This window comes from Desulfonatronovibrio hydrogenovorans DSM 9292 (assembly GCF_000686525.1).
Lineage (GTDB): Bacteria > Desulfobacterota > Desulfovibrionia > Desulfovibrionales > Desulfonatronovibrionaceae > Desulfonatronovibrio > Desulfonatronovibrio hydrogenovorans.
In genome coordinates this window covers 62,700-88,400 of record NZ_JMKT01000010.1, presented here as the reverse complement: position 1 = coordinate 88,400, position 25,701 = coordinate 62,700, and the positions used below count along the sequence as shown (strand labels likewise).

Annotated in this window: 25 protein-coding genes and 1 tRNA gene; 15 read left to right on the top strand and 11 right to left on the bottom strand. The window is 52.5% G+C overall.

From position 1 onward, the window contains the following. Positions 1 to 126 precede the first annotated feature (126 nt). The 4 genes from P771_RS0108095 to P771_RS0108080 all read right to left on the bottom strand — a co-directional run bounded on the left by P771_RS0108095 (position 127) and on the right by P771_RS0108080 (position 2,590). Positions 127 to 459: a cupin domain-containing protein gene (locus P771_RS0108095; protein WP_028574750.1), complete on the bottom strand. Its 333-nt coding sequence runs from the start codon at positions 457 to 459 to the stop codon at positions 127 to 129. A 199-nt stretch (positions 460 to 658) separates the two neighbouring features. Continuing rightward, positions 659 to 1,129, bottom strand: coding sequence for an HAD family hydrolase (locus tag P771_RS0108090; RefSeq protein ID WP_028574749.1), 471 nt, complete (start codon positions 1,127 to 1,129; stop codon positions 659 to 661). 56 nt (positions 1,130 to 1,185) lie between these two features. After that, positions 1,186 to 1,752, bottom strand: a complete 567-nt coding sequence (locus P771_RS0108085; protein WP_051617209.1) for a nucleotidyl transferase family protein — start codon at positions 1,750 to 1,752, stop codon at positions 1,186 to 1,188. Beyond that, entirely contained in the window at positions 1,745 to 2,590 is an 846-nt protein-coding gene (locus P771_RS0108080) for a sugar phosphate isomerase/epimerase family protein (RefSeq protein ID WP_028574747.1), read from the bottom strand. Before P771_RS0108080 ends, P771_RS0108085 begins: the two co-directional genes overlap by 8 nt. 138 nt (positions 2,591 to 2,728) lie before the next feature. Here P771_RS0108080 and P771_RS0108075 point away from each other — a divergent pair, with 138 nt between their 5' ends. Then, positions 2,729 to 3,067: a tRNA-binding protein gene (locus tag P771_RS0108075; RefSeq protein WP_028574746.1), complete on the top strand. Its 339-nt coding sequence runs from the start codon at positions 2,729 to 2,731 to the stop codon at positions 3,065 to 3,067. Positions 3,068 to 3,071: 4 nt separating this feature from the next. On the opposite strand, the gene P771_RS0108070 is transcribed toward P771_RS0108075, so the two are convergent. The 3 genes from P771_RS0108070 to P771_RS0108060 form a co-directional block, all read right to left on the bottom strand. Then, positions 3,072 to 5,003 carry a U32 family peptidase gene (locus P771_RS0108070; protein WP_028574745.1) on the bottom strand — a complete coding sequence of 644 codons (1,932 nt, stop codon included), beginning with the start codon at positions 5,001 to 5,003 and terminating at the stop codon, positions 3,072 to 3,074. Further along, positions 4,996 to 5,958, bottom strand: coding sequence for an ABC transporter ATP-binding protein (locus P771_RS0108065; protein WP_028574744.1), 963 nt, complete (start codon positions 5,956 to 5,958; stop codon positions 4,996 to 4,998). The genes P771_RS0108070 and P771_RS0108065 overlap by 8 nt, the downstream gene beginning before the upstream one ends. Before the next feature lie 101 nt (positions 5,959 to 6,059). Continuing rightward, the gene (locus P771_RS0108060) at positions 6,060 to 7,019 is read right to left on the bottom strand and encodes an ABC transporter ATP-binding protein (protein WP_028574743.1); all 960 of its coding nucleotides are present in this window, start codon (positions 7,017 to 7,019) and stop codon (positions 6,060 to 6,062) included. 314 nt (positions 7,020 to 7,333) lie between these two features. Here P771_RS0108060 and trmFO point away from each other — a divergent pair, with 314 nt between their 5' ends. Next, positions 7,334 to 8,668, top strand: a complete 1,335-nt coding sequence (gene trmFO / locus P771_RS0108045) for a methylenetetrahydrofolate--tRNA-(uracil(54)-C(5))-methyltransferase (FADH(2)-oxidizing) TrmFO (RefSeq protein WP_028574742.1) — start codon at positions 7,334 to 7,336, stop codon at positions 8,666 to 8,668. A gap of 35 nt (positions 8,669 to 8,703) precedes the next feature. Here trmFO and P771_RS0108040 read toward each other — a convergent pair whose 3' ends face one another. Continuing rightward, positions 8,704 to 9,099 carry a secondary thiamine-phosphate synthase enzyme YjbQ gene (locus P771_RS0108040; protein ID WP_028574741.1) on the bottom strand — a complete coding sequence of 132 codons (396 nt, stop codon included), beginning with the start codon at positions 9,097 to 9,099 and terminating at the stop codon, positions 8,704 to 8,706. A gap of 145 nt (positions 9,100 to 9,244) precedes the next feature. Between P771_RS0108040 and P771_RS16930 the strand changes: the two genes are divergently transcribed. From P771_RS16930 to P771_RS0107985, 10 genes are all read left to right on the top strand, one after another. Continuing rightward, entirely contained in the window at positions 9,245 to 9,985 is a 741-nt protein-coding gene (locus tag P771_RS16930; RefSeq protein WP_051617208.1) for a Mut7-C RNAse domain-containing protein, read from the top strand. A 45-nt stretch (positions 9,986 to 10,030) separates the two neighbouring features. Next, positions 10,031 to 10,105: transfer RNA gene (locus tag P771_RS0108025), tRNA-Val, on the top strand. Positions 10,106 to 10,170: 65 nt separating this feature from the next. Beyond that, positions 10,171 to 12,111 carry a threonine--tRNA ligase gene (gene thrS / locus P771_RS0108020; RefSeq protein WP_028574740.1) on the top strand — a complete coding sequence of 647 codons (1,941 nt, stop codon included), beginning with the start codon at positions 10,171 to 10,173 and terminating at the stop codon, positions 12,109 to 12,111. Beyond that, the gene (infC, locus tag P771_RS0108015; RefSeq protein ID WP_028574739.1) at positions 12,095 to 12,613 is read left to right on the top strand and encodes a translation initiation factor IF-3; all 519 of its coding nucleotides are present in this window, start codon (positions 12,095 to 12,097) and stop codon (positions 12,611 to 12,613) included. Before thrS ends, infC begins: the two co-directional genes overlap by 17 nt. Positions 12,614 to 12,729: 116 nt before the next feature. After that, the gene (gene rpmI / locus P771_RS0108010) at positions 12,730 to 12,930 is read left to right on the top strand and encodes a 50S ribosomal protein L35 (protein ID WP_028574738.1); all 201 of its coding nucleotides are present in this window, start codon (positions 12,730 to 12,732) and stop codon (positions 12,928 to 12,930) included. Positions 12,931 to 13,115: 185 nt separating this feature from the next. Continuing rightward, positions 13,116 to 13,469: a 50S ribosomal protein L20 gene (gene rplT, locus P771_RS0108005; RefSeq protein WP_028574737.1), complete on the top strand. Its 354-nt coding sequence runs from the start codon at positions 13,116 to 13,118 to the stop codon at positions 13,467 to 13,469. After that, the gene (gene pheS / locus P771_RS0108000) at positions 13,469 to 14,521 is read left to right on the top strand and encodes a phenylalanine--tRNA ligase subunit alpha (RefSeq protein ID WP_028574736.1); all 1,053 of its coding nucleotides are present in this window, start codon (positions 13,469 to 13,471) and stop codon (positions 14,519 to 14,521) included. The genes rplT and pheS overlap by 1 nt, the downstream gene beginning before the upstream one ends. A gap of 110 nt (positions 14,522 to 14,631) precedes the next feature. Then, positions 14,632 to 17,028, top strand: a complete 2,397-nt coding sequence (gene pheT, locus P771_RS0107995; protein WP_028574735.1) for a phenylalanine--tRNA ligase subunit beta — start codon at positions 14,632 to 14,634, stop codon at positions 17,026 to 17,028. A gap of 210 nt (positions 17,029 to 17,238) precedes the next feature. Continuing rightward, complete coding sequence (locus P771_RS0107990) at positions 17,239 to 17,541, top strand: MerR family transcriptional regulator (protein ID WP_028574734.1); 303 nt, start codon at positions 17,239 to 17,241, stop codon at positions 17,539 to 17,541. Positions 17,542 to 17,711: 170 nt separating this feature from the next. After that, entirely contained in the window at positions 17,712 to 18,575 is an 864-nt protein-coding gene (locus P771_RS0107985; RefSeq protein ID WP_028574733.1) for a YitT family protein, read from the top strand. A gap of 64 nt (positions 18,576 to 18,639) precedes the next feature. Here the strand turns inward: P771_RS0107985 and P771_RS0107980 are convergent, their stop codons facing one another. The 3 genes from P771_RS0107980 to P771_RS0107970 form a co-directional block, all read right to left on the bottom strand. Next, positions 18,640 to 19,074 (bottom strand): pyridoxamine 5'-phosphate oxidase family protein, encoded by a 435-nt coding sequence (locus P771_RS0107980; RefSeq protein WP_028574732.1) that lies wholly within the window; start codon positions 19,072 to 19,074, stop codon positions 18,640 to 18,642. 63 nt (positions 19,075 to 19,137) lie between these two features. After that, entirely contained in the window at positions 19,138 to 20,913 is a 1,776-nt protein-coding gene (locus P771_RS16925) for an aldehyde ferredoxin oxidoreductase N-terminal domain-containing protein (protein WP_051617207.1), read from the bottom strand. Beyond that, the gene (locus P771_RS0107970) at positions 20,906 to 21,328 is read right to left on the bottom strand and encodes a 4Fe-4S binding protein (RefSeq protein ID WP_028574731.1); all 423 of its coding nucleotides are present in this window, start codon (positions 21,326 to 21,328) and stop codon (positions 20,906 to 20,908) included. Before P771_RS0107970 ends, P771_RS16925 begins: the two co-directional genes overlap by 8 nt. Positions 21,329 to 21,543: 215 nt before the next feature. Between P771_RS0107970 and P771_RS0107960 the strand changes: the two genes are divergently transcribed. The 3 genes from P771_RS0107960 to P771_RS0107945 all read left to right on the top strand — a co-directional run bounded on the left by P771_RS0107960 (position 21,544) and on the right by P771_RS0107945 (position 25,695). Next, a complete protein-coding gene (locus P771_RS0107960) occupies positions 21,544 to 22,719 on the top strand; it encodes a pyridoxal phosphate-dependent aminotransferase (RefSeq protein ID WP_028574730.1) in 1,176 nt (391 codons plus the stop codon). Positions 22,720 to 22,845: 126 nt separating this feature from the next. Continuing rightward, positions 22,846 to 24,273, top strand: a complete 1,428-nt coding sequence (locus tag P771_RS0107950) for an ATP-binding protein (protein WP_028574729.1) — start codon at positions 22,846 to 22,848, stop codon at positions 24,271 to 24,273. A gap of 48 nt (positions 24,274 to 24,321) precedes the next feature. Continuing rightward, positions 24,322 to 25,695, top strand: coding sequence for a sigma-54-dependent transcriptional regulator (locus P771_RS0107945; protein ID WP_028574728.1), 1,374 nt, complete (start codon positions 24,322 to 24,324; stop codon positions 25,693 to 25,695). Positions 25,696 to 25,701: the final 6 nt, after the last annotated feature.

The window sequence follows — 25,701 nt, the reverse complement described above, 5'->3', positions numbered from 1 at the left end:
TCAGCAAATAGATCCTGGGCGGTGAATAAAAATACTCCAGAAACCAGCCCCAGTTTGCATGGGAAATACAAGTTTTCTGCAGCAACCTCTAAGAGCTGGCTGGTTTAACCTGCTGGCTGCTTAAGATTACTGCTTTCTGATCATTGTCAGGATCATCTTGAATTTTTCATTGGCCTTCAGGGCATGAGGTTTGTTGGCAGGCATTATGATCATTTCCCCCTGTCTGACTTTGAAGGGCGAGCCCTCAATGGTAATATCAGCTGTTCCGTCAATGATCTGGACCATGGCATCAAAAGGCGCGGTATGCTCACTGAGCCCCTGTCCCGAGTCAAAGGCAAATACAGTAACCGTGCCCACGCTCTTGCCGATGATGGTCCGGCTGACAACCGAACCAGTCTGATAGGAAACCAGATCCTTCATGTTCAGAACAGTTCCGGTAAGATTGCTTTGATCTGCCATCTGATCCTCCCTTGGGATGTTAAATGATTCTGCAGTCAGTTTGGTCTGGGCCTGATTTTTCATTCAAGTCCCTGGTTCAGCCCTGACACCAGAACCTGGTCATGGGTCAGGAGTCAAGGGGTTTAAACTTCAGACCCATGCTGGAGTCTGGAAAACCAGAGCTTTGAATTTCTATCCTGGAATGTAAATCAGGGTCAAGCTAACCCCGGAGTGTAGCAGCAAGGCGTAAGGGGAAAAGCAGCAGGTCAAGGGCGTGGTTGATATGGGAGCAGATGATATCTGCGCTGTTCATGGAACTCAGACAGGCACCTTCTTCCTGGATCAGGCCGATGCCAAGGCCTGCTTTTTCCAGCATGAGCCGGTCGTTGCGTCCGTTGCCTGCTGCTGCGGTGTTTTCAGCCCCGATGGCCATCACGTATTCCGCTTTGGCCCGGGCCTGGTCGCCTTGACCGATGAGCTGGAACGCACAGTCAATTTCAGAGAGTTTTTGGCGGGCATGGCCGAATGTGTCAGCAGTCAATACATGGATATTCAGGTCTCTGGACAGACGCTCCAGCCTGGACCGGACACCGCTGATGATTTCTCCGTCCAGGGCCAGGGTGCCGTTGTAGTCCAGGACCAGATGTTTGAGTTTGAGTTCACTGTAACCGGGAATGTCTATAATCAGCATGATTTAAACCTCTATAATCCTTTAGATGGTGATCAGCCAGACAATAACAGATTTGTCTAGACCGGGTGGCTGCCTGCAAGCTTGGCCAGTCTGGCCGGGAGGTCCCATTTTCTGCAGAGCCGGGCCACACTGGCTGGGACCAGGTGCTCCCATGGTCTGCTGTCCAGGATCAGTTTTCTGATGTCTGTGGAGCTGATCCCTTTCTGCTCAGGAGCCACCTCCCACAGGACATGGGTGGCCAGGTCCAGGGATTTGAACTGATCCAGCTTTTTCCGGCCCCAGTCGTCGTAAATGGACAGGAAAAAGACCGCATCCAGGGGAACGTAGTATTTGTAGAGCTCTGGCCTGGTTATGGGAAAAGGCACTACTGTCAGGTCATGAGAACTTATTGCGGATTCCTGGAGGGCTGCCTGGATCATGATCAGCCGTTCATAATAGGTCAGGGGGTTGGACAGGGCAGCGGAACGGTTTCTGTCCACCTGGACATCAGTGGTCAGAACCGGATCAGGATTGGTTATGCCCACTACCAGGTGGCGGCACAGGCTTTTACCGGCCAGCAGATATTTGAGGTGGTCGTTGTGCAGGATCTGGAACCTGCCGTGAATAACGCCCAGATCATACATGTCCGGTTTCTCCGAACACATTCTTCAGTCTGGTGGTTTGACCGTTCATGAGCTGTTTCTGATGCCTGGCTGCAAAATACGCTTCAAGCAATTCCCTGGTGGACATGGCCTGGTCAGGCGGGCCCAGTTCAATGGTCCACCACTGGCAACTGGTCAGCAAAAGCCTGTCCAGCACCGGCCCCAAAGGTTCCATGTCTGTAATGGGATGGTGTCCGGCCTCATCCTCCCGTCCGTAGACGTGGACTTCAAAAAGCCTGGGTGCGAACATCTCAGCGATTTCCATTGGAGTGATCCTGTTGTCCAGAACCATGGGGCAGCCCAGGGCATGGCCCAGGTCCATGGTGATCATGGCTCCTGAATCCACAGCCCATTCCAGTACCTGGAAAGGATCACTGGCATGGCCCTGACGCAGATTCTCCAGGCAGACAGTTACCTTCTGACTGTCTGCATACTCCACCAGCCGGCACAGGTTTTCTCTGACCTGCTCTGGTTTGACTGGCAAATCAGGACATAAACCTGTATGTACGGTAACCACGGCCTGACCCAGGAGGTCCCTGATTCTTTTGATGGTCCGGGCATGGACTTCCAGGGCCTGTTCAGCCAGGTGCTGATCTGCATGGCCCAGTTCATATTGAAAGTACCTGGTGTGAAAGCGGACTGGAATGTCTGACTTGATCAAAGGGATGATCCTTGGATGGAGCTGATCCAGGTTGTCCGGATCAGGCGAGTATTCCAGGCCATGGGAGTTTTCCAGGACCCAGGCGGTCCTGGCCTCAGGATCATGATGGCTGCCGGTAAAGGCCAGCAGGGGGTATAAGGATGGGTATGTCTTGAGCATATACTTATTATCAGGTCAGTTCTGGTGCAAATTAAGTTTCTATTGAAAATATTGATGGGAGTCTAATGGATTATGTCTATTGATTTATATTAAATTTATTGATCTGATTAATGATTAGCTAAGAAAGGAGTTTTATCAGTGGAAACCATTGAATGGAAGGATTTTGAAAAGGTGGAGATAAGGGTGGGAACCGTTGTAGAGGTCCTTGATTTTCCCGAAGCCCGAAAACCAGCCTACAAACTCAAGCTGGACTTTGGCCCGGAAATCGGCATCAAACAGTCCAGCGCCAGGATAACTGACCACTACTCCAGACAGGATCTGCTTGGCAGGCAGGTTGTCTGTGTGATCAATTTTCAGCCCAGGCAGATCGGCCCGTTCATGTCCGAGTGCCTGGTGACCGGATTCTACCGGGAAGATGGAAGCGTGGTTCTGGCTGTGCCGGAAAGGGAAGTGCCCAACGGAGCAAAGCTCGGCTGACGGCTCACAATAACCCCTGATCCCAGTTCCAGAGTCCGGGCCGCTGTTTGAGGTCCATTTTCTTGGGCAGGGGTTCTTTCAGGTGCAGAAACAGAGAAAAGCCGGACCTGCGCAATTCTTCCTGGTGGGCGGTCAGGTTGATCTCCCAGTTGGGAAAGGTGTAAAAGTTTTCATCATGCTTGGCCGTCCAGAACACTTCTTTTTTGGGGCTTTCAAATACGGCAATGGGTCTGGCTTCACTGGCAAAGGTCCTGGATACGCAGACAGGCCAGATCCCCTGGATTATAATGCCCACAGGCATGCAGGCTGATTTTCCCAGTTCAAGGAGGTCCTGCCTGGACAGCTCAGGGCTGATCACAGCCCCTTTGAATCCCATTTCCTTCAGGACCATCAGATGGGCCTGATTAGCCACATTGCAGAAGGGCCCGGCCCAGAGGCTGGTTTTTTTTCCGGACTGGAAAAGGCCCATCTGCCACGGAGAACCAAGGACAAAATTGGTTGCGCCCTTTTTCCGGAGAAAGTCCACCAGTTCCTGCCATTTATGCTCAACCGAAGGCCAGATCACCGGAGGAAGAAAATACCAGCTGGACTTGAAGGGACCGAGCTTGGGCCGGATGGCTGGATCAAGGCTGAGCTGGATGCCCATGGTTTTTTTTATCCTGGGCGGATAGCGGTAGACTTCCAAAAGTCCTGGCCCTGATCCTGACCTGGAAGGTCCGGACCCTTTAAAGGAAAAACTGCTTTTGATGGTCCGGCCTGGAGACGGTGCCAGCTGTTTTTCCAGGCCGGCAATCAGGTCCATGAGTTCCTTTTCCCGGCGGTCAATGAGAAATACAGGCAGGCCCTGTTTGCTGCCCTGGGCCAGGGTGAATCTTCCCTTGGCCGGAACGGTCTTTCTGATCTTGACAAGTTTGTGGCCTGGATCGCCTTCGTAGCCGATCCTGAGCAGGTCACCCGGCAAAAGAGCTGATCTTGGACTGACAGCCACGTCCCTGGCTGCCCCTTTGGTCTTACCCATGAACCTTCCTGAAGCTGGTTCCTGTTTCGGGTCAATGGGTATGAATGGTCTCTGGGGCAGGAAGTTATAATGGGAGAATTTCCGGCCCAGGGCCAGGTCCAGGAGGTTCAGGGACTCCTTCCTGGCTTTGGGATCATCAGGGTTGTCCCTTATGATCTGGTAGGCCCTGGTGGTGTAAAAGACATAGTGGGGACCTTTTTTCCGGCCTTCTATTTTCCAGGCGGAAACCTGGGAAATGCCCAAAAGGGTTTTGGCCAGGACATCCAGGCCCAGGTCCTGGCAGGAAAAATAAGTCCCCCTGGAGCCCTTGTAAGAGTATATCCGGCGGCAGGGCTGGACACATCGTCCCCGAAGCCCGCTTTTTCCTCCCAAAAAGCTGCTCCAGTAGCAGCGGCCTGAAACAGCGTAGCACAAGGCTCCATGGATAAAGACTTCCAGCTCAGGTCCGTTTTTAACAGCCAGCTGTTTTATCTCATCAATGTTTAGTTCCCTGGGCAGGACCACCCTGGAGATGCCTGCTGTTTTCAGCAGGGCTAAGGCTGAACTGGAATGAAAATTACCAAGGGTGGAAAGGTGGAGCTGGCATTCAAGACCTGTTTGACGGGCGATTTCCACTATTCCCGGATCAGAGAAAATTATGGCGTCGGGCTTGACCTGTCTGTTCAGCCGGTCCAGGAGCCGTCCGGCCCTGTGGGTGTCTTCGGGCTTGAGCAGGGTGTTCAAGGCGATATAGACACTGGAGCCCCTGGCATGGGCCAGGTCCGCCAGGCTGGTCAGGTCTGCCAGGGAAAAGTTGTCTGCCTCCATCCTGGCTGAAAAGTGTTTGAGGCCGCAGTACACAGCGTCAGCCCCGGCTGCCAGGGCTGCAAGAAAGGAGAGTCTATTCCCGGCCGGAGCCAGGATTTCCGGTTTATTCATATAAAAAACACCTTACAGATTGATTAGAAGATACAGTGGTCCACCCGGGACTTTGCTTTGAACATATATCCATTCTGTCTGGACACCTGGGATGGAAATGGCAGCCCTGGGGCGGATTCAGGGGATTGGGAGGCTCTGAGCTGACCATGAGGTTTTTACTTCTGATACCCGGGTCAGGCACAGGCACAGCTGCCAGCAGGGCCCTGGTGTAGGGGTGGCAGGGATTGCTGTAGAGCTGATCTTTGCCGGCTTGTTCCACCAGCCGGCCCAAGTACATGACTGCAATTCTGGAGCACAGATATCTGACTACTGACAGGTCATGGGAGATGAACAGATAGGACAGCTTGAGATCCTGCTGGAGTTTTTTAAGCAGGTTGAGGATCTGGGCCTGGACCGATACATCCAGGGCGGAAACCGGTTCATCGCAGACCACCAGGTCCGGGTCAAGGCTGATGGCCCTGGCTATGGCGATCCTCTGTCGCTGGCCTCCGCTGAATTCATGGGGATATCTGGACATGTGAGAAGGGGACAGACCCACCTTTTGCAGCAGGGCCAGGGTCCTGTCCTGAATGGCTTTTCTGGAACCGGATTTATGAATGGTAAGGGGTTCGGCAATGATGTTCCCGATTTTCTGCCTGGGATTGAGGGAAGCAAAGGGGTCCTGAAAGATCATCTGGATTCTTTTGCTCTTAAGCAGATCAACGGTTGAGTCCATGTTTTGTCCGGCCAGATAGACCCGACCCTGGGAAGGCCTTTCCAGGCCGCAGGCGATCCTGCCCAGGGTGGATTTGCCGCAGCCGGATTCCCCCACCAGGCCCAGGGTTTCTCCTCTGGATATGCCCAGGCTGACCTTGTTCACCGCTGTGAGCCAGGCAGTGGTCTTGATCCAGGTTCCTTCCCTGACGGGATAGGATTTGCTGACATTGTCCAGGGAAAGGTAAGTCTCAGGTTTCATCTTTTCAACATATCCGGCAGCAGTTATATTTGAGCAGTGTACGGCTTATCCCGATTCCGGCCCTGGAGAAGATGAAAAGGGATTTTTTCAATGGGGCTTGACTATTTTTCATAAAGCCAGCACCTGATTTCCGAGTCAGAGTGAAAAACCGGGGGAGGGGCTTTAGCGCACTTGTCCATTTTTTCCGGGCACCTTGGATGAAAGTGACATCCCTGGGGAAGGTGGCTTATCTCTGGAACAGTCCCGGGAATGGGACTTAATTCAGCATCCCGGTCCAGCCTGGGCAGGGATGCCAGCAGGCCCCGGGTGTAGGGGTGGCCCGGTTGAGCCAGGACCCTGGAAACTTCTCCATATTCAACTATCCGCCCCGAGTACATGACTGCCATTTCATGACAGATCTGGGCCACGACTCCCAGGTCATGGGTGATGAGTACCGTGGAGGTCCTGCTTTGGTCCTGCAGTTCTTTGATCAGGTCCAGGATCTGGGCCTGGATGGTCACATCCAGGGCAGTGGTGGGCTCGTCAGCCAGGATGACCCTGGGAGAGCAGGCCAGGGCCATGGCAATGATGATTCTTTGACGCATTCCACCGCTTAACTGATGGGGAAAATCGTTGTACCTCTTTTCCGGGGCCGGGATGCCGACCATTTTCAGGAGTTCAATGCTTTTTGCCCTGGCCTGGTCCATGGTCATTTTCTTGTGGAAGATGAGGGTCTCGCTGATCTGGGCACCAACCCGGAATACCGGGTTCAGAGCGGACATGGGTTCCTGAAAAATCATGGAGATATGATTGCCCCGGATGGACCGCAGGTCTTTTTCAGGCAGGCGGGTCAGGTCCTGGCCATTGAACAGGACCCGGCCAGCAGTGATCTTGCCGGGCGGTGCCGGGACAAGCCCCAGGATGGACAGGGCCAGCATGGTCTTGCCGCAGCCGGATTCCCCCACCAGAGCCAGGCTCTGGCCCTGGTTAAGGGTCAAAGATACCCTGTCCACTGCCTTGACCGGACCGTTTTTCAGAAAAAAAGTAGTTGTGAGATCGTTTATTTCCAGAACCGGCTGCATATCCTCTCCATAAACCGGTTATATGCCCTGTTCGGATAGGTTTTGGCAAGGGGGGAATGGCCTGAAGCCATTATTTTCAGGCAGGAGCAGAGGTTATCCGGCCCTGAGTCTGGACAGGAATTTGGCCTTGACCATGCCCGGGGTCAAAGATAGGAGAATGGCCGTTGAAAAGGACTGCAGTCAGGGATGCAGGCAGTACAGTCCGGAAAAAGGCTGTTTGGGGTGCTGAAATCAAGAAACAGGCCGGTTCTTTCTTAGACGGCTTTTGAATACAATCAAAATATGTCCTGTAAATTGAGATGGTGATGATGAGTATGCAAAATATTGCAGTGATCGGCGGAGGTCTGGCTGGATGCGAAACAGCATGGCAGCTGGCTGGAAGGGGTGTGTCTTCAACAATATTTGAAATGAAGCCGGAAAGGTTTTCCCCGGCCCATGAAAATTCCGATTTGGGGGAACTGGTCTGTTCCAATTCCTTTCGTTCCATGGAAGAGGCAACCGGAATCGGTCTTCTTCAGAGAGAAATGTCCGAGCTGGGAAGCCTGGTCATGGAGGCGGCCCTGAAGACCAGGGTCCCGGCAGGCAAGGCCCTGGCTGTGGACAGGCTGAAGTTCGCCCGGTACCTGAGTTCAGCCCTGGAAAGCCTTGCCCTGGTCACAGTCAAAAGAAAGGAGATCTGCAGCCTGGATGATCCTGAACTGTCCGGGTTTGATGCAGTTGTCCTGGCTGCCGGACCTTTGATGAGCGACCCCCTGGCCCAGAGCCTGTCCGCAGTGATCGGGGAGCAAAGCCTGTATTTTTACGATGCCATCGCACCCATTGTCAGTGCTGATTCCATCGACATGACCAGGACCTACTGGGGGTCCAGGTACAGACCAGGGGACGACGACTATCTGAATTGTCCCATGACCAGAGAGGAATATCTTGCTTTTTACCGGGAACTCACAGCTGCGGCCACGGTTCCGGCCAGGGATTTTGAGCAGGAGATTCACTTTGAAGGCTGCATGCCCATTGAAGCCATGGCTGGACGGGGAGAGATGACCATGGCCTTTGGCCCTCTCAAGCCGGTGGGCCTGCCTGACCCGAAAACCGGGCAGGAACCCTTTGCCGTGGTCCAGCTCAGGGCGGAAAATCTGGAAAGAACGGCTTTTAACCTGGTGGGCTTTCAGACCAGGCTCAAGTATCCGGAACAGAAAAGGGTTTTTGCCATGATCCCGGGACTTGAGCAGGCAGAATTCCTGCGCCTGGGCAGCATGCACAGAAACACCTTTGTCAATGCACCCAGGGTCCTGGCAGGCCTGGAGCTTAAAGCCAGGCCCGGGGTTTTTCTGGCTGGACAGATTACCGGGGTGGAAGGTTATCTGGAGTCGGCTGCCATGGGTCTCTGGCTGGGAAAAAGCCTGGGCACAGAACTGCCCCTGCCCCCCAGGGATACGGCCCTTGGAGCTCTGCTGCATCATCTGGAAAAAGAGGACAGGGGTTTTCAGCCTTCCAACGTGAACTTCGGACTCTTTCCAGGACTCAACATCCGGGCCAAGAAGGCCAGGCGCAAGGAACTGCATGCCGAGCGGGCCAGAAAAAGTTTTCACCAGTGGTGCCTGGAGCTGCCCCGGACTGAGTTGGAAAAAGAGAGACCAGGCCGAGGTTAGGGCCGGTTGGAGCTTTTCCGGTAAACCGCTCTTTTTCAGCTGCTGATGAATTTGAGCCAGACTTTTCGGGTCCTGGGGCCGTCAAAATCAGCAAGGAACACTTTCTGCCAGGTCCCAAGCATCAGCCGGCTTTCTTCTACTATGATCTGGACTGCCGGACCAATCAGGCTGGTCTTGATATGGGCATCGCTGTTACCTTCCCTGTGCCTGTAATCTCCCTGCCGGGGAACGAGTTTCTCCAGGTTGACCAGTATGTCCCGGACAACTGAGGGGTCTGCCCCTTCATTGATGGTGATGCCTGCAGTGGTATGGGGACAGAAGACTGTCAGCACGCCGCTGGTCAGCCCTTTTGATCTGACATGTTCCTGGAGCAGACCGGTTATGTCGGCCAGCTCCTGTCTGTGTCCTGTCTTGACCGAAATGGAATCCATGTTCTATCCTCCCTCAAAGTGAAATGCCCGGCCAAGTCTTTCCGGGCGGATTATGGTTAAAACCTTTTGTAATTATCCGTTCAGATCAGCTGGAAAACTGGTTGGAAAGATTTTAGTTTTCAGCCCATGACAATATCCCCTGGCCATGAATACAATTCAGCTTTGTTTTGATCCCGGGCTGGCCGGATTTTTCCGGATCAGGCCCAGATTCCGGTATATCCTTGACAGAAGATCTTCTATCAAGGATATCATCGAGGCTCAAGGTGTGCCCCACACCGAGGTCGGACTGATCCTGGCTGATGGGTGCCGGGCCGGTTTTGAACTGATTCCTGTTCCAGGTCAGAGAATTAGTGTTTTTCAGGTCAGAGCACCGCTGGATCCTACCAGGCCCGACAGACTCAGACCTGAGCCCTTTCCAGAACTCAGGTTTCTGGTTGATCTGAATGTTGGCAGACTGGCAGGCCTGCTCAGGGGACTTGGTTATGATGTCCTTTATGATCCAGACATGGACGACCAGGCCATGGCCCTGACAGCTCAAAAGGACAAGAGAGTGGTTCTGTCCAGGGACCGGGGTCTTTTAAAACGCAGGCTCATTCAGTACGGCCGGCTGGTCAGGGCTGACAGACCTGCTGATCAGTTCAAGGAAGTGGCCAGCCTGTTCGGCCTGGAGTCCAGCAGAATGTTCACCAGGTGCCTGGGCTGCAACAGTCGGCTGGTCAGGGTGGACAAGGAAAAGATCCTGCACAGGCTTGAGCCTGGAACCAGAAGGTACTTTGACCGGTTTACCATGTGCCTGGAGTGCGACCAGATCTACTGGGCCGGAACCCATCTGGAAAAATTTCAAAAAAGATTGAAAATGGCGGGGATCTTGAGAGAATCTGCTTGACAAGACAGGCTCAATGTTGATAGCTAATCCGTCTGTTTACAGGGCAGGCGCGTAGCTCAGGGGGAGAGCATTTGCTTGACGTGCAAAGGGTCGGGAGTTCAAATCTCCCCGCGCCTACCACATACAGGGATTCATCATTCAGGGAGGCCCTTGCCTCCCTTATCTGTTTATAGGCAGGAGATACAATGGTCAGAATTGCCGGTACCAGTGAAGAGGTCGAGCTCAGTTCCGGCGCCACGTGCAGGGATGTCCTTTCCAGGGCCTTGTCCAAGAAGAGGCTCAAGGAAGTTGTGGCCTGCAGGTGTCAGGATCAGCTCCTGGATCTTGGGTCCAGGCTGGACCAGGACTGTCAGAGCCTGGAACCGGTGGTCATGACCAGTGAAGACGGGCTCAAAGTGCTCAGGCACAGTGCCGCCCATGTCATGGCTGAGGCGGTCAAGACCCTTTTCCCCACTGCCAAGGTAACCATTGGCCCGGATATAGAAAGCGGGTATTATTACGATTTTGATTTTGAGCGTCCGTTTACTCCGGAGGATCTGGAAAAAATCGAGGCCAGGATGGCCGAGAGTGTGGCTGCGGATCACCCGTTTGAGCGGATGGTGGTGTCCAGGGATGAGGCCAAGAGGATATTCCTGGACATGAACGAGACCTATAAGCTGGAGATCCTGGAGGATCTGGACGAGGACAGTGTGTCCCTTTACCGGCATGGTGATTTTGTAGACCTGTGCCGGGGTCCGCATCTTCCGAGCACAGGTTTTCTGAAGGCCTTCAAGCTGACTTCCGTGGCCGGGGCCTACTGGCGCGGGGATGAAAACAGGCCTATGCTTCAGAGGATTTACGGCACTGCCTTTGCCACGCCAAAAGATCTCAAGAAATATCTGGCCCAGCTGGAAGAGGCTAAAAAGCGTGACCACAGGAAGCTGGGGGTGCAGCTTGATCTCTTCAGTTTTTCCGAGGAGGCCGGGCCTGGCATGCCGATTTTTCATCCCAAGGGAGCCCTGATAAGGACTATTCTGGAGGACTTTGAGCGCAAGGAGCACTTGAGAAGAGGCTACCAGATTGTGCAGGGTCCGCAGATCCTCAGACGTGAGCTTTGGGAAAAGTCGGGCCACTATGACAACTACCGTGAAAACATGTATTTCACGGATATTGAAGAACAGTCTTATGGGATCAAACCCATGAACTGTCTTTCCCATATGCTTATTTACAGGTCCAGGCGCAGGAGTTACCGGGACCTTCCCCTGCGCTATTTTGAGCTGGGCAGGGTGCACAGGCATGAAAAGTCCGGGGTCCTGCATGGACTGCTGCGGGTCCGGGAGTTTACCCAGGATGACGCTCATATCCTTTGCCGTCCTGATCAGCTTCAGGATGAGATCATATCTATTGTCAAATTTGTTCAGGATGTTATGGATCTGTTCGGGTTTGACTATGAAATAGAGATCAGCACCAGGCCGGAAAAATCCATTGGGTCTGATGCAGACTGGGACCGGGCCACCAATGCCCTTGGGCAGGCCCTTAAGGACCTGGGCCTTGACTACAGCGTGAATCCGGGTGACGGAGCATTTTACGGTCCCAAGATTGATGTCAAGCTCAAGGATGCTTTGGGCAGGAAATGGCAATGTGCCACTGTTCAATGCGACTTCACCCTGCCTGAGCGGTTTGATCTGTTTTATACCGGTGAGGACGGTCAGAGGCACAGACCGGTGATGTTGCACAGAGTGATTCTGGGTGCTATTGAGAGATTTCTGGGGGTGCTTATTGAGCATTATGCCGGTGCCTTTCCGGTCTGGCTGTCCCCAGTCCAGGCCAGGGTGATGAGCATCACTGATGCTCAGAAAGAGTATGTGCAAAAGTGTCTGCAAAAGCTTCGCAAGGCCGGAATCAGGGTTGATGCTGATATAAGGAATGAGAAGCTAGGCTTCAAGGTTCGCGAAGCCCAGCTAGAAAAAATTCCCTTTGTACTGGTGGCCGGAGAAAAGGAAATCGACAGCTCCGGACTGAACGTCCGTCTGCGTGGTGGCAAAAACCTGGGCATGAAGACAATCCAAGAGGTGATTGAATTAATATACGAGGAAATGGATGAACCGTTCAAGAAGGGAGGAATGAGCTATAGATACCTCTACTAAAGCCCGCCGCAACAGACAGATAAGGGCGAGAGAAGTACGCGTAATCAGTGACGACGGCGAACAGCTGGGCGTGATGGACCTGGGTCAGGCCCTGGCCAAGGCTGAAAACATGGGCATGGACCTGGTTGAGGTTGCACCCAATGCCGACCCGCCTGTGTGCAGGATCATGGACTTTGGAAAGTATCAGTTTCAGCAGCAGAAAAAAAAGCAGGAAGCCAAGAAAAAGCAGACAAAAGTCCAGATAAAGGAAATAAAGGTCAGGCCCAAGACCGATGATAATGACCTGAATACCAAGGTACGCCACATCCTCAGGTTTATTGAAGGGGGTGACCGCTGCAAGGTCACTGTGGCTTTCCGGGGCAGGGAGCTGGCCCACAAGGACAGGGGGTCGGAGATTCTGGCCAGAATTGTTGATATGACTTCTGAGGTAGCCAAGGTGGAGCAGGAACCCCGCTTTGAAGGCAGAACCATGCACCTGCTGCTGGCACCCAGGAAGAGCTGACTCTGGCAAGGCTCAAAGGTTGACAAGCAATGGTCCGGTTTTTTGACAGTTCTTAAGAAGGACTGCATCCGGTCCTTATCATAATTAGTGTTTTTTATTTAAGTCAGGAGGATATAATGCCCAAGATCAAGACCAACAGAAGTGCTGCCAAGCGCTTTTCACTAACCGGAAGCGGCAAGGTCAGGCGTCGTAAACAGAATCTGCGCCATATTCTGACCAAAAAGAGTGCCAAGAGAAAGAGAAGACTGGGCCAGCCCGCCTTGGTGGACAGTGCCAACATCAAGGCTGTGAAACGTTTGATGCCCAATTCTTTCTAGGCGCTGTAATATTTCCCAGTTGCCCGGGGCCTGGGGGACAATTATCCGTAAATTTCAGGTTTACACCTTCTCATAATTGAACCAGATTCATCCTTTGGGATGGTATTTCAGGCCACAGCCCAGTACAGCGGATTTTAGACTATATTATTTTGAAGTAGCCAAATTACTCCAGGGGGGAGACCAAGATGCGAGTTAAAAGAGGTAAAACCGCTCACAAGCGGCATAAAAAATATCTGAAGATGGCCAAGGGCTATCGCGGAGGCAGGAGCAAACTTTACCGCACTGTCCGCGAGGCAGTGGAAAGAGGCCTGTGTTACGCCTACCGTGACCGCAGGCAGAAAAAGCGGGAGTTCCGTAAACTCTGGGTGGTGCGTATCAATGCTGCGGCCAGGGAATACGGTCTTTCCTACAGCAGGTTCATGAACGGCCTGACCAGAGCCGGGGTGGAGCTGAACCGCAAATCCCTGGCCGACATGGCTGTAAACGAAAAGGCCGCCTTTGCCAGGCTTGCGGAAATGGTCAAGTCCGGAGCAAATTAATGAACTCGGCCGCCGAGATCAGTAAATCTCTGAAGAGCCTGGTCCAGGAGTTTGAAAAAGCCCTGGACCAGGCTTCTTTATTGCAGGAAGTGGAAGAAGTCCGGGTTGCCTTTCTGGGTAGAAAGGGCCGGCTGGCCGAAATCATGTCCAGTCTGCCAAGTCTCCCGGTTGAGGAGCGTCCGGGTATTGGCCGGCTGGCCAACGAGGTCAAGGCAGAGCTGAACAGGATCCTTGATGAAAAATCCAGGGACATTCAGAACAGGCTTAGACACGAGGATATGTCCAGCTTTGACCACACCATGCCCGGGCGGATTCCGGACTCCGGTTCATTTCATCCTGTGACCCGGGTCATTAACGACATCTGCAGGATATTCGTGGGCCTGGGCTTTGATATTGTGACCGGTCCTGAGGTAGAAACTGATTTTTATAATTTTGAAGCCCTCAACCTTCCCCCTGGTCATCCAGCCAGGGACATGCAGGATACCCTTTACATCAGCGAGTCGGTGGTGCTCAGGACCCATACCTCGCCCCTTCAGGTCAGGACAATGCTTAAAGCCAGACCTCCTCTGGCAGCCATAGCCCCGGGCAAAGTCTATCGCCGGGACTCTGACCTGACCCATACTCCCATGTTTCATCAGATTGAGGGGTTTCTGGTTGATACCGACGTGAGCATGGCCGACCTTCGCGGCACCCTGACGGCATTTGCCCATGAGATTTTTGATCCTCAGGTCAAGGTCAGATTCAGGCCAAGCTTTTTCCCTTTTACCGAACCCAGTGCAGAAGTGGACATCAGTTGTGTCATGTGCATGGGCAGCGGCAGGTCTGACCAGGGCGGACCCTGCCGGGTCTGTAAGGAGACGGGCTGGGTGGAAATATTGGGATGCGGGATGATTGATCCTGCTGTGTTTGAAAAGGTTGGTTATGACCCTGAAAAATACACCGGCTTCGCATTCGGCCTGGGGGTGGAGCGGGTAGCCATGCTCAAATACGGAATAGGCGACCTGCGCATGTTTTTTGAGAACGACCTGCGCTTTTTAAATCAATTTGTCTGATCAAGAATCAACCCACTGGGTCAGCAGGGCGGATCACGGATGCCTGTTCAGCATTACCGCTTTGATGGACGACCCTGTTTTCCTGCTGGGCAGTTTAAAGGAAATGTTTCATGCTTCTCAGTCTTTCCTGGCTCAAAGAATTCACACCCTATGACGGATCAGTTGATGAACTTGCTCACAGGCTGACCATGGTCGGACTGGAGGTTGAAGAGGTCAAGCGCCCCTTTGCCCATCTTTCCGGTCTGGTGGTAGGACATGTCCTGGAAAGAAGCAGCCACCCTGATGCGGACAAGCTGTCCCTGTGCAAGGTGGACATTGGTACTGGAGAGCCTTTGTCCATAGTATGCGGAGCACCCAATGTGGCTTCAGGACAGAAGGTGGCGGTTGCTCCTGTAGGTACAGAACTGCCTGGCGGGCTGGTCATAAAAAAAGCCAGGATCAGGGGACAGCTCTCTCAGGGGATGATCTGTTCCGAGACCGAGCTTGAGCTGGGTTCGGACAGTTCCGGGATCATGGTCCTGAAAAGCGACCTTGCTCCTGGTTCCGGGCTGATAGAAGCCCTGAACCTGGAAGAGTGTGTCCTGGACATAGGCGTCACTCCCAACCGGCCGGACTGCCTGAGTGTGCTGGGCCTGGCCAGGGAGACGGCTGCGGTTTTCGACCTGCCTCTGGGTCTTCCTTGCTTTGATCTGCAGGAAGATGAATCCGTTGATTGCCCCAGTCAGCTGGAGGTAATCATTGATGATCCATCAGCCTGCCCCCTCTACCAGGCCAGACTGATTTCCGACTGCCGGGTTGGACCCAGCCCAGACTGGATCAGATACCGGCTCATGGCAGTGGGTATCAGACCCATAAATAATATTGTGGATGTGACCAATTATGTGCTTATGGAACTTGGCCAGCCCCTGCACTCTTTTGACCGGGATCTGCTCAGCGGATCCAGGATAAGGGTAGCCAGGGCCAGGCAGGGGATGAAGTTCAAGACCCTGGACGATCAGTCAAGAGAACTGGTTTCAACCGATCTTCTGATTTTGGATGAGCAGAATCCCGTAGCCCTGGCCGGGGTCATGGGCGGGGCTGATTCAGAAATTCATTCGGCCAGTCAGAACGTCCTGCTTGAATGTGCTGTGTTTGATCCCCTGACCATCAGAAAGACGGCCAGGAGGCTGGGGTTGTCCAGTGAATCCTCCTTCAGGTTTGAACGGGGAGTGGACCAGGTCGGAAGCAGGTTTGCCCTGGACCGGGCCGCAGCCCTGATGCAGGAGCTGTCAGGCGGCCGGGTGGCAAATAAGGTCTCTTTGGCCCAGCCAAGGCCGTATAAACCCAGGTCCATCAGCTTTCGCCCGGCCAGAGCCAACTCATTACTGGCCCTGGATCTGGATCAGGAATACTGCCAGAAGAACCTGGAACTTCTCGGATGCCGGGTCAGCCCGGACCAGACTGTTTTCCAGGTGGAGCCCCCCAGCTTCAGGCCGGATCTGGAGCGGGAGGTGGATCTTATTGAAGAGGTGGGACGCTTATATGGACTGGACAGGATTGCCGAACACCTGCCCAGGATAAAAAAATCCCTTGATCAGGAACCATTGGGACAGAGTTTTGATTTCATCTCAGCCATCAAAAGCTGGGGCAAAGGCCTGGGCCTGAACGAAGCCGTCAATTACAGCTTTGTAGGCAATTCCGATCTGGACCTGCTGGGCATTGATCAGGAGAGCAGGGTCAAGGTCTTCAATCCTCTGAGTGAAGACCAGGACGTCTTAAGGACTGACCTTTTGCCCGGGCTTCTGCAGACCCTGAAACATAATCTTGGCCATGGAAACAACAGGGTCAGGGTGTTTGAAGTTGCCCGGAGTTTTTTGCCCGATCCTGACTCTGAAACCGGAGTGAGTGAAACAAACCGGCTGGCCATCCTGCTTTACGGCCCTCGGCACCAGGGGCACTGGCCTTATCCAGATGAAGAATCAGACTACTCAGATATCAAGGGCTACGTGGAAAACTTAGTCCGGGTATTTATTGGTACTAAGGCCGACTTCAGGCCGGACCCGGACCATTCTTATCTCCTGCCCGGGGTGGAGTGCCTGGCAGGGGATGCAGTGCTGGGGGGCCTGGGAAGGGTGAATCCCGACCTGGCCAGATCCTATAAGGCCAGGAAGGAGGTCTGGTTTGCTGATATAGATCTTGATCAGCTGCGCATTATTCATGGGTCCCGGCAGATCAGCTTTCAGACTCTGCCCAGATTTCCCGTGGTCAAAAGGGATATGACTGTGGTAGCTCCCCTGGACCTGAAATACCAGCAGGTGGTCAATCTGGTCATGGATGCAGGCCAGAAAATCCTGGAGGATCTGACCCTGATGGATGTATATCTTCCCAAGGGAACCGGAGAAAAGAACATGAGTTTCAGGTTCACCTATCGTCATCCGGAAAAGACCTTGAAAGACAAGGAAGTGGATAAAGTCCACCAAAGGCTGGCTGATTTGATTCTGAAAAAACTGCCGGTGAGGTTTTCATAACGGATTAAGTGGATGATTTCATGCCGGGACAAGGTGTCCCTGGGCATTATCCGTGGCCGTCAAAGAGCTTGCCAGACTCTATGACGGCCATTTGCTTGCAGGCTGCTGGACTTTAGCTCTTTTGCAGATGAATGAGAAACAGATATGCTTTTGCATGTAGGTCCTGTTTAAAGGCTTTACCAAACAGGACGATATGTTTAGTCTTGATCCATGCACCAGGATCAGAAAACCTATAAAATCGGCCAGGTCGCTGAAATGCTCGGCCTGGAAACCTATGTCCTCAGATTCTGGGAAACTGAATTCCCCCAGCTCCAACCCGGCAGGACCAGGACCGGGCAGCGTTTATACACTTCTGAACACGTTCAGCTCCTCAAAAAAATTAAAAGCCTTTTGTATCATGACAAATTGACTATAGATGGTGCCCGCATGCGCCTGGAAGAGCATGGCAGATTTTCCGGAGTTCTGGGTGATGTGAAAAAGGGGCTGCAGGAAATAAAGAAAATCCTGGAATAGCCGGTCCGGGATTCAGGCCGGCCTGAGCAGAGCGGTCAGGTCCAGGCCGCCTTTTTTTCTTGACCTCGTGGTTGTGGTTAAGTTATGGCCCGCTTTTTGTTTGGGGATTCTGCCTGTGTAGCTCAGGGTCGGTCCCGGCCCGTTATCTTTATGTTCCGGAGGTTTTTCAGGTGCCCAAGAAGCTGGAGCAAATCACCTATACCGTATGGTGGAACATCCTGATCATCACCATTGGTTCTGTCATCTATTCAATAGGCCTCAAGGGTATTGCTTTTCATCATCAGTTCATTCCAGGGGGCGTGTTCGGACTGGGCCTGCTGGTGTACTATCTTACCCCTGTAATCTCTGCCGGCCTGCTGTACTTTTTCATGAGTATCCCTTTGTTTGCCATGGGCTGGATGTACGTAAGCAAAAGGTTTTTTTATTACAGTCTTTATGCCACGGTGGTGGCGACCCTGGCCTTTGAATTCCTGACTGTTGATTTCGGCATCCAGAATCAGCTCTACGCTGCCATTGCTGCCGGGGCAGTATGCGGAGCTGGTTGCGGACTGGTGCTCAGGTCTCTTGGTTCCAACGGGGGGCTGGACGTCATAGCGGTCATGCTCAACCAGAAGTACAACCTGGGGATTGGCAAGTTTTACTTTCTGTTCAACTTTTTTGTGTTTTCGGCCAGCCTGTTTGTTCTGGAAATTGACCTGGTCATTGCTTCGCTGATCCTGGTCTTTATCATGTCGTTTGTTCTGGAGTATACTCTGGCCATGTTTAACCAGCGGAAACTGGTCCTGATTATTTCTGATAAAAGTCGGGAAATAGCCGATGAAATGATCAAAGATCTGAAAATGGGAGCCACTTTTATCACAGGCAAGGGTGCCTATACCGGCAGTGACAAAAATGTGATCATGGCCATAACCAACAATATCATGCTTAAGCGTCTGGAAGAGACAGTGTTTTCCAATGATGAAAGTGCTATCTTCATAGTGGAGAACACGTTTAACGTGCTGGGTTCAAGTTTTACCAAAAGAAAGATATATTAAGAGAAAGCAGGCTGCTGACCTGGCTTGGAAGAGGCATGCCCAGTCCTGTTTAAGATTTGCAGGGCTAGCCGGCGGGTTCAGTAAAGAATGCGTTTTTTACTCCGTCCAAAAGCAGGACAGAGCTGATGGTCGTCTGGATGGCGATTGCATCCTGATCCCTGGTCAAAATTTCCAGCTGGGGATGTCTGGCCAGGATTGCTTTAATCAGTTCTTCCTGCCGGCCCGGGTCAGCAGGCCGGCAGGAGCCGGTTATGGTCAGGGCCTTGATGGACTTCCTTGATTCTGGACGGTCCAGTCTGGTGTCGATCATGATGCTGACCAAAGGATTGGCGCTTATATACTTGTATTTGCGGGATTCTTTCCTGGTCAGCATATAGATTTCAGTGCAGCCTGAATCAGGAATATAGGCCATGAGAGAGCAGTGAGGCTGGTTTTCACTGCTGGTGGCCAGAACCGCCAGGTCGCTGGTCTTAATAATTCTTCTAATCTCTTCAAGCATGACAGGTCCACCTGCCCCTGTTCAGAGGCCTGCTTTGGTGCAGATGAGTGCTTCCGGCTGGAGTCATTCCTGGTCACCATTGGTGGTAAAGACGTGTTTTTCGGCCAGGGTCCTGAGGACCTCCTGGTACTTTTCCTTGAGTTTAAAAAGATAGTCCGGATCGGTCCTGCCCTTCCAGGTTTCAACCTCCAGGAATCTTCCTGGAATCTTGATTTCATCGGGATTGAACCCGGTCCTGAATTTGATGGCCCAGCGGTGGGCCTGGATGGCCTGGACAGCCTGATCCAATTCCTGTTCTGAATAGTCCAGTCCGGTTGAGTTGAGGGCCTTGAGAATGGTTTCCTTTGGATAGGCCTTGCGACCGAAAAGACATCCAGCAACAGAGCACATGAGTATCCGGTATATCTCCTGGCTTTGCATGTAGTCAATGGACTTGTGGATGTCCCTGGCCTGTTCCTCCTGGTCAAAGCTGTAGGCTCCGGTATCCAGGTGAGAATGCCTGAATCCCAGGGCCTGGCTGACAAAATAATTTTCACCTGTGGCATAGCCGGCCATTTCCTGACCCAGGACGCAGGCAAAATCTTCGCCTCCGTATTTTTCCGCTGCAACCAGGGCTCCTTTTCCCAGTTCAAGGTAAAACTCGTTGTCCTGTCCGGCCAGGTGGGTCAGGGCCTGGACATAAGCCTGAACATTGCCGAACTGCAGGTCAACAATGGTCTGGTCAATGCCGACAACTCCTTTTTCCAGGGCCTCGGTTGCCCAGGCCAGGGCAACTCCTGCGCTGATGGCATCCAGACCGAGTTTTTCCACCTCTTCCAGAAGAGTTAATACCCCCGGGGCCGAGGTAATGCCCAGCATGGATCCCATTCCGAAGATGGGTTCATAGTCGTAGGACACCTGCCGGTACAGATATTCATGTTCATGACCGAACCGCTCTCTGAGCAGTCCGATGTGGATGCATCCTACTGGACACCCTGCACAGGCCACCTGGCGCAAAAGGAGGTCGTCTGCAAACTTTTCCCCGGATATGGATTCTATTTCAGGGTCATGGGTACTCTGGAGATTGCGCCAGGGCAGGGCCCTTAGTTCATTCAAGGGGATCAGATTTTCCGGAGTGCCAAGGTTGTGATACTTGCGGACTGCTCCACTTTCAGTAACAGTGGAATATATTTCCCTGTAGACCTTGTTGTACTCCTTGATCCTGCCATGTGGCAGGTCCTGGGTGGAGTCGCCGGAGATGATAATACCCTTGAGATTTTTGGCACCCATGACTGCTCCGCCGCCCATGCGGCCAAAATGGCGGTAAGTGTCAACGTTGACGCAGGCGTAACTGATCCTGTTTTCCCCGGCCGGCCCGATGCGCAGGATGCTCCGGTGTCCGGGGTTTCTGGGTTTAAGCCCCCTGAGGACCTTGCCGGTCCTGAAGATGTCCATCCCTTTGAGGTAATGGACATCCTGGATGTTGATTTCCTGGGATCCAAAGCCCAGACAGGTGAGTTTCCGGGCCCGGCCCGTGACTACTAAGGCGTCATATCCGGCAAACCTTAAGGCCAGGGCTGACCTTCCCCCGCCATGGGATTCGGCGTACTGACCGTTGTACGGGGACATGAAACTCATGATGGTCTTGCTCATGAGGGGAAACAGCCCGGTCAAGGGACCGATGGCCAGGATCAAAGGCTGATCAGGGTGAAAAGGATCAGCATCAAAGTCGGCAAAGTGTTCAAAAAGACCTGCAGCCAGTCCGCTGCCACCGATCCAGGTCTTTCTTGTGTCAAAATATTCAACCTTGGACTTCTTTCTGGAAAGGTCAACAACAAGAACTTTAAACATGCTATTCATTGCCGTCCTCCTTTGAAGGTTCGGCCATTTCAAGGCAGTCATGGGGACAGAAAGATACGCACCTGCCGCAATGGATACAGAATACAGGTATTTTTTTGACCGGATCAAAATATATGGCCTCCACCGGACAGGCTGTGGCACATTCACCGCAGTGGATGCAGAGCTTTTCTTTGAAGATCACTCCTCCTCCCTTTCTGGGCCTTAAAGCTTCAGTGGGACAGACCGGAGCGCAGGGGGGAGGATCGCAGGCCAGACAGACCGTGGCTTCATAGCCGGTACTTATCCCGCCTGAAGAATGGATGCGGATGCCTGATCTTTTCCAGGAGAGGGATTTATGGACATTCCTGGCGCAGGCCAGGGAACATGAATAGCAGCCTATGCATCTTTTCATGTTGCTGGGTTTCAGAATCTTCACTATCTTCCTCCGATTGATGGGAAAATTTTATGTTTTACCTTGAGGGAAAGTTTGATTATCTTTTTTGACACGGCAAAATGATCCAAGACCAGACTTCCTGGTCGGACAACGGTTTTTGTATGATCAGGGGGTTGTTGTTCGGCCGGGGCACAATGTGGCAGATCTTTTTGTTTTTATTAAAGAATTAAAAAAAACAGCGTCCAAAGGGGCTAGTCATGAACTTTAGCAAAAGAGTTTCCAGTGTTCAACCCTCGGCAACCCTGGCCATAAACGCCAAAGCCCAGGAAATGCGGGCCAGCGGGGAAAATGTGGTCAGTCTGGCAGTGGGTGAACCGGACTTTTCCACACCTGCCCACATCATCCAGGCAGCCAAAGCAGCTTTGGACCAGGGCTTTACCAGGTACACGGCTGTGCCGGGAATTCCTGAACTGCGCCAGGCCGTGGCCGGGTATTTTTCCAAATCATACGCCATTGACTGCCGGTTTGACGAGGTAATGGTCTCCAACGGCGGCAAGCAATGTCTGTACAACATCCTTCAGGCCCTTATCGATCCCGGGGATGAAGTTCTTGTTCCCGGCCCCTACTGGGTCAGCTATCCAGCCATGGTCCAGCTGGCCCAGGGTGTTCCGGTGGTGGTTCCCACCGAACCTGAAGATGGTTTTCTAGTCAGTCCGGACAAACTTGACAAGTATGTCACTCCCAGGACCAGGGTTTTGATCCTCAACACTCCATCCAACCCCACCGGATGCCATTATGATCAGAAAAGTCTGGACCAGCTGGCTGACTGGGCTGTATCCAGGGATATTTTTGTGATCAGTGACGAAATTTATGATCAGCTGGTTTATGAGCCTGCCGAGCCAGCATCTCTATGCGGTTTCTGGGCCAAAAACAAGGAAAAAGTCGCAGTGGTCAATGGGCTGTCCAAGACCTTTGCCATGACTGGCTGGAGAATCGGCTATGTCCTGGCCCATGTTGATCTGATCAGGGCCATGTCCAAAATTCAGGGCCAGTCAACATCAAATATCTGTTCCATTGCCCAGAAGGGGGCTCTGGCTGCCTTGACCGGACCATTTGAGTTTGTGGAAGAGATGAAAAAGGCCTTTGTGTCCAGAAGGGATCTGGCTCTGGACATGATCGGCTCCTGGAAAGATTCGTTTTGTCCCAGACCGGACGGGGCATTTTATGTATTCCCCAGACTGGACACTTTTTATCGTGGCGAAGTGGACAACTCCACAAGATTATGCCAGTTGATTCTGGAGCAGGAAAAGATAGCTCTGGTTCCTGGAGCGGCATTCGGAGATGACCGGTGTATCAGGATATCCTATGCGGTCAGTGAAAAAGTTCTGGAAAAGTGCCTGGCCAGGATCGGCAAACTCCTTGCAAAGATGTAGATTGGACATGATTTTTTGGTTCAGAAAGGATTATGGATTGTCGGATCAGCCAAGTAACAGAGGGGCTCATCAGGGCCCGGCCAATTTTATGATCCTGCTGTTGCTGGGTCTGAAGAGAGGTTAGATTTGTTCAGGCATCTTTTCAAGCCTGATCCGGCCCGTCCGTTTCAGCTGGTCAAATTCCTTTCCTGGAGTTCCCTGGTTCTGATCCTGGCCTCTATTCTGGCCTTGTCAGTTTTTATTGCCAATTACGCCAGGGAAACTATTCTCAACAAAAATCACGAGTTTGCCCTGCTGCTGGCAGAGAACCTTAATCACCAGATATACCAGCGTTTTACCTTGCCTACGGTCCTGGGCTTCGGCCGGATTGAGCTGAGACAGCCTGCTCAGTACGAGCGCCTGGAGCAGGTTATCCGCTCAACGACCCACAGCTTTCACGTTCTGGAAGTGAGGATTTACGATCACCAGGGAGCCATTTCCTATTCCACCAACAGTGATCTGGTGGGGCAGACCGACCTGGCGGATATCAGTGTCAAAAATGCTTTTGAACATGGTCAGTACAGCTTCAAGCTCCAGAAAAAGATCTCCAACTGGATGGCAATGCTCAGGTTCTCCCTGGAGCCTGATTCCATTGTTCTGAGGACGGTTTACCCATTAAGGGTGGAAAGGACCCTGGGACTGAGGGAAGAAACCATCATGGGTATCCTGGAGTTCACCCAGGATATTACAGCGGATTACGAAACAGTGATTCATTTTCAGTGGCTGATCATCATCGGCTCATTTACAACCTCCCTGGTTCTTTTTTTCATGCTGTACATGATCATCCTGCGCACGGACCGGGTCCTGGCCCAGAGGATTTCTGAAAAGGAAAGACTTGAAAAAGAGCTGCATCAGAATGAAAAGCTGGCCAGCATGGGCCGAATGGTGGCCAGTATCGCCCATGAGATCAGAAACCCTCTGGGAATCATTCGAAGCAGCAGCGAAATCCTGCATGGTCGGGCTAAAAGGGAGGGATCTCCTAATGCCAGACTGCTGGAGGCCATTTTTGATGAATCCAAAAGACTGAGTCAAATTGTCAACGACTTTCTGGATTATGCCAGGCCCAAGCAGCCCAGAATGGAGCAGGTTGACCTGGTCCGGGTCTGGGAAGAAATCTTTTCTTTTCTGGCTTCAGAGGTGGAGAAGCATAATGTCTCCCTGGAAAAGGATTTTCCAGAGCAGCTGGTGGTTTCCGGTGACAAGGATCTGCTGTACAGGGCTTTTTACAATATTTTTGTCAATGCTCTGCAGTCTGTCCCTGATAACGGAACCATCAGGGTGGAAATGAATCCTGGACCAGACCCGGAAGTCACGGTTTCTGATTCAGGACCTGGTTTTGAACCTTCCATGCTGGACAAATATCTTGAGCCTTTTTATACAACCAAGGATACCGGAACAGGCCTCGGACTGGCAATCGTGGGCAGCATCATCAAAAACCACGGCGCAAGAATAGTCCTGTCCAACAATGATTCCGGCGGTGGCAGAGTCAGGGTGATTTTTCCGGTAGCTACATGAATAGATGGGGCAGCCAAGCCGGTGAATGTCTAATAGTCGGAAAGATAAATGAGTACACAGATTCTGGTCATAGATGACGAAAAGAATTACCTGCTGATTCTGGAAACCATCCTGGGTGAAGAAGGATACAATGTGACTGCATTGAACGATTCCCAGATGGCCCTGGACTACCTTGATGAGTCAGAAGTGGATGTGGTGATTACGGATATGAAGATGCCCGGAGTCACCGGACAGGAGATACTTGAACACGTCAATAAGAATTATCCCCATATACCGGTCCTGATCATGACCGCCTATGGCAGCATAGACGGAGCAGTGGAGGCCATGAAGTGCGGGGCCTTTGACTATATTTCCAAGCCTTTTGCCAACGATGAGCTCCTGCTGTCGGTCAAAAAAGCAGTCATGCTTTCCAGGTCCGAGCAGGAGATCATCCTGCTCCGGCAGACCCTGGCTGAGCAGCACGGGCCGCACAAGCTGGTAGGCAAGAGCAAGCCCATGCGGGAGGTTCTTCAGGTGGTGGCCAAGGTGGCCCCCAGCAAATCCACAGTCCTGGTCACCGGGGAGTCCGGTACGGGCAAGGAGCTTGTGGCCAAGGCCATACACTATTCCTCACCCCGCAAGGACGGACCGTTTATTTCTGTGAACTGCATGTCCCTGAGTCCCGGGGTCCTGGAAAGCGAGATATTCGGACACGAAAAAGGCTCTTTCACCGGGGCTACAGCCATGAAAAAAGGCCGGTTTGAACTGGCGCACGGAGGGACCCTGTTTCTTGATGAAATCGGAGAACTTTCCAGCGATCTTCAGGTCAAACTGCTGCGGGTGCTGCAGGAAAAGTCCTTTGAGCGGGTGGGCGGCAGCAAAACCATCAGCGTGGATATCCGCCTGGTGGCAGCCACCAACAAGAATCTCAAAGAGGCCGTGGCCAGGGGAGAATTCAGGGAAGATCTGTACTACCGCCTGAATGTGGTCAATATCAATATTTCACCCCTGCGGGAAAGAAGGGAGGATATCCCTCTGCTGGTGGCTCATTTCATGCAGAAATTAGCAGGGGAGAACATCCAGTCCAGGAAAAAATTCTCTCCTGATGCCCTGGAATACTTGAGTGCTTATGAGTGGCCCGGTAATGTCCGCCAGCTGGAAAACGTGGTGGAAAGATGCATGGTCCTGGCTGCCAAGGATCTGATCGGAGTTGATGATCTGCCCAGTGAGATCAAGGATGAGGAAGCCCAGTTCAAGAGTGCGGTGGATTTGCTGCCTATCAGGCTGGAGCTGTCCGGAACCCTGGAGAAGATAGAGGCGGCCCTGATCAGAAGAGCCCTGGTCAGGAGCAATTTTGTCCAGGTCAAGGCGGCGGAACTCCTGAGTATTTCCAAGAGTCTTCTGCAGTATAAGCTCAAGAAGTATAATATCCAGGCCAAATAGCCTGCT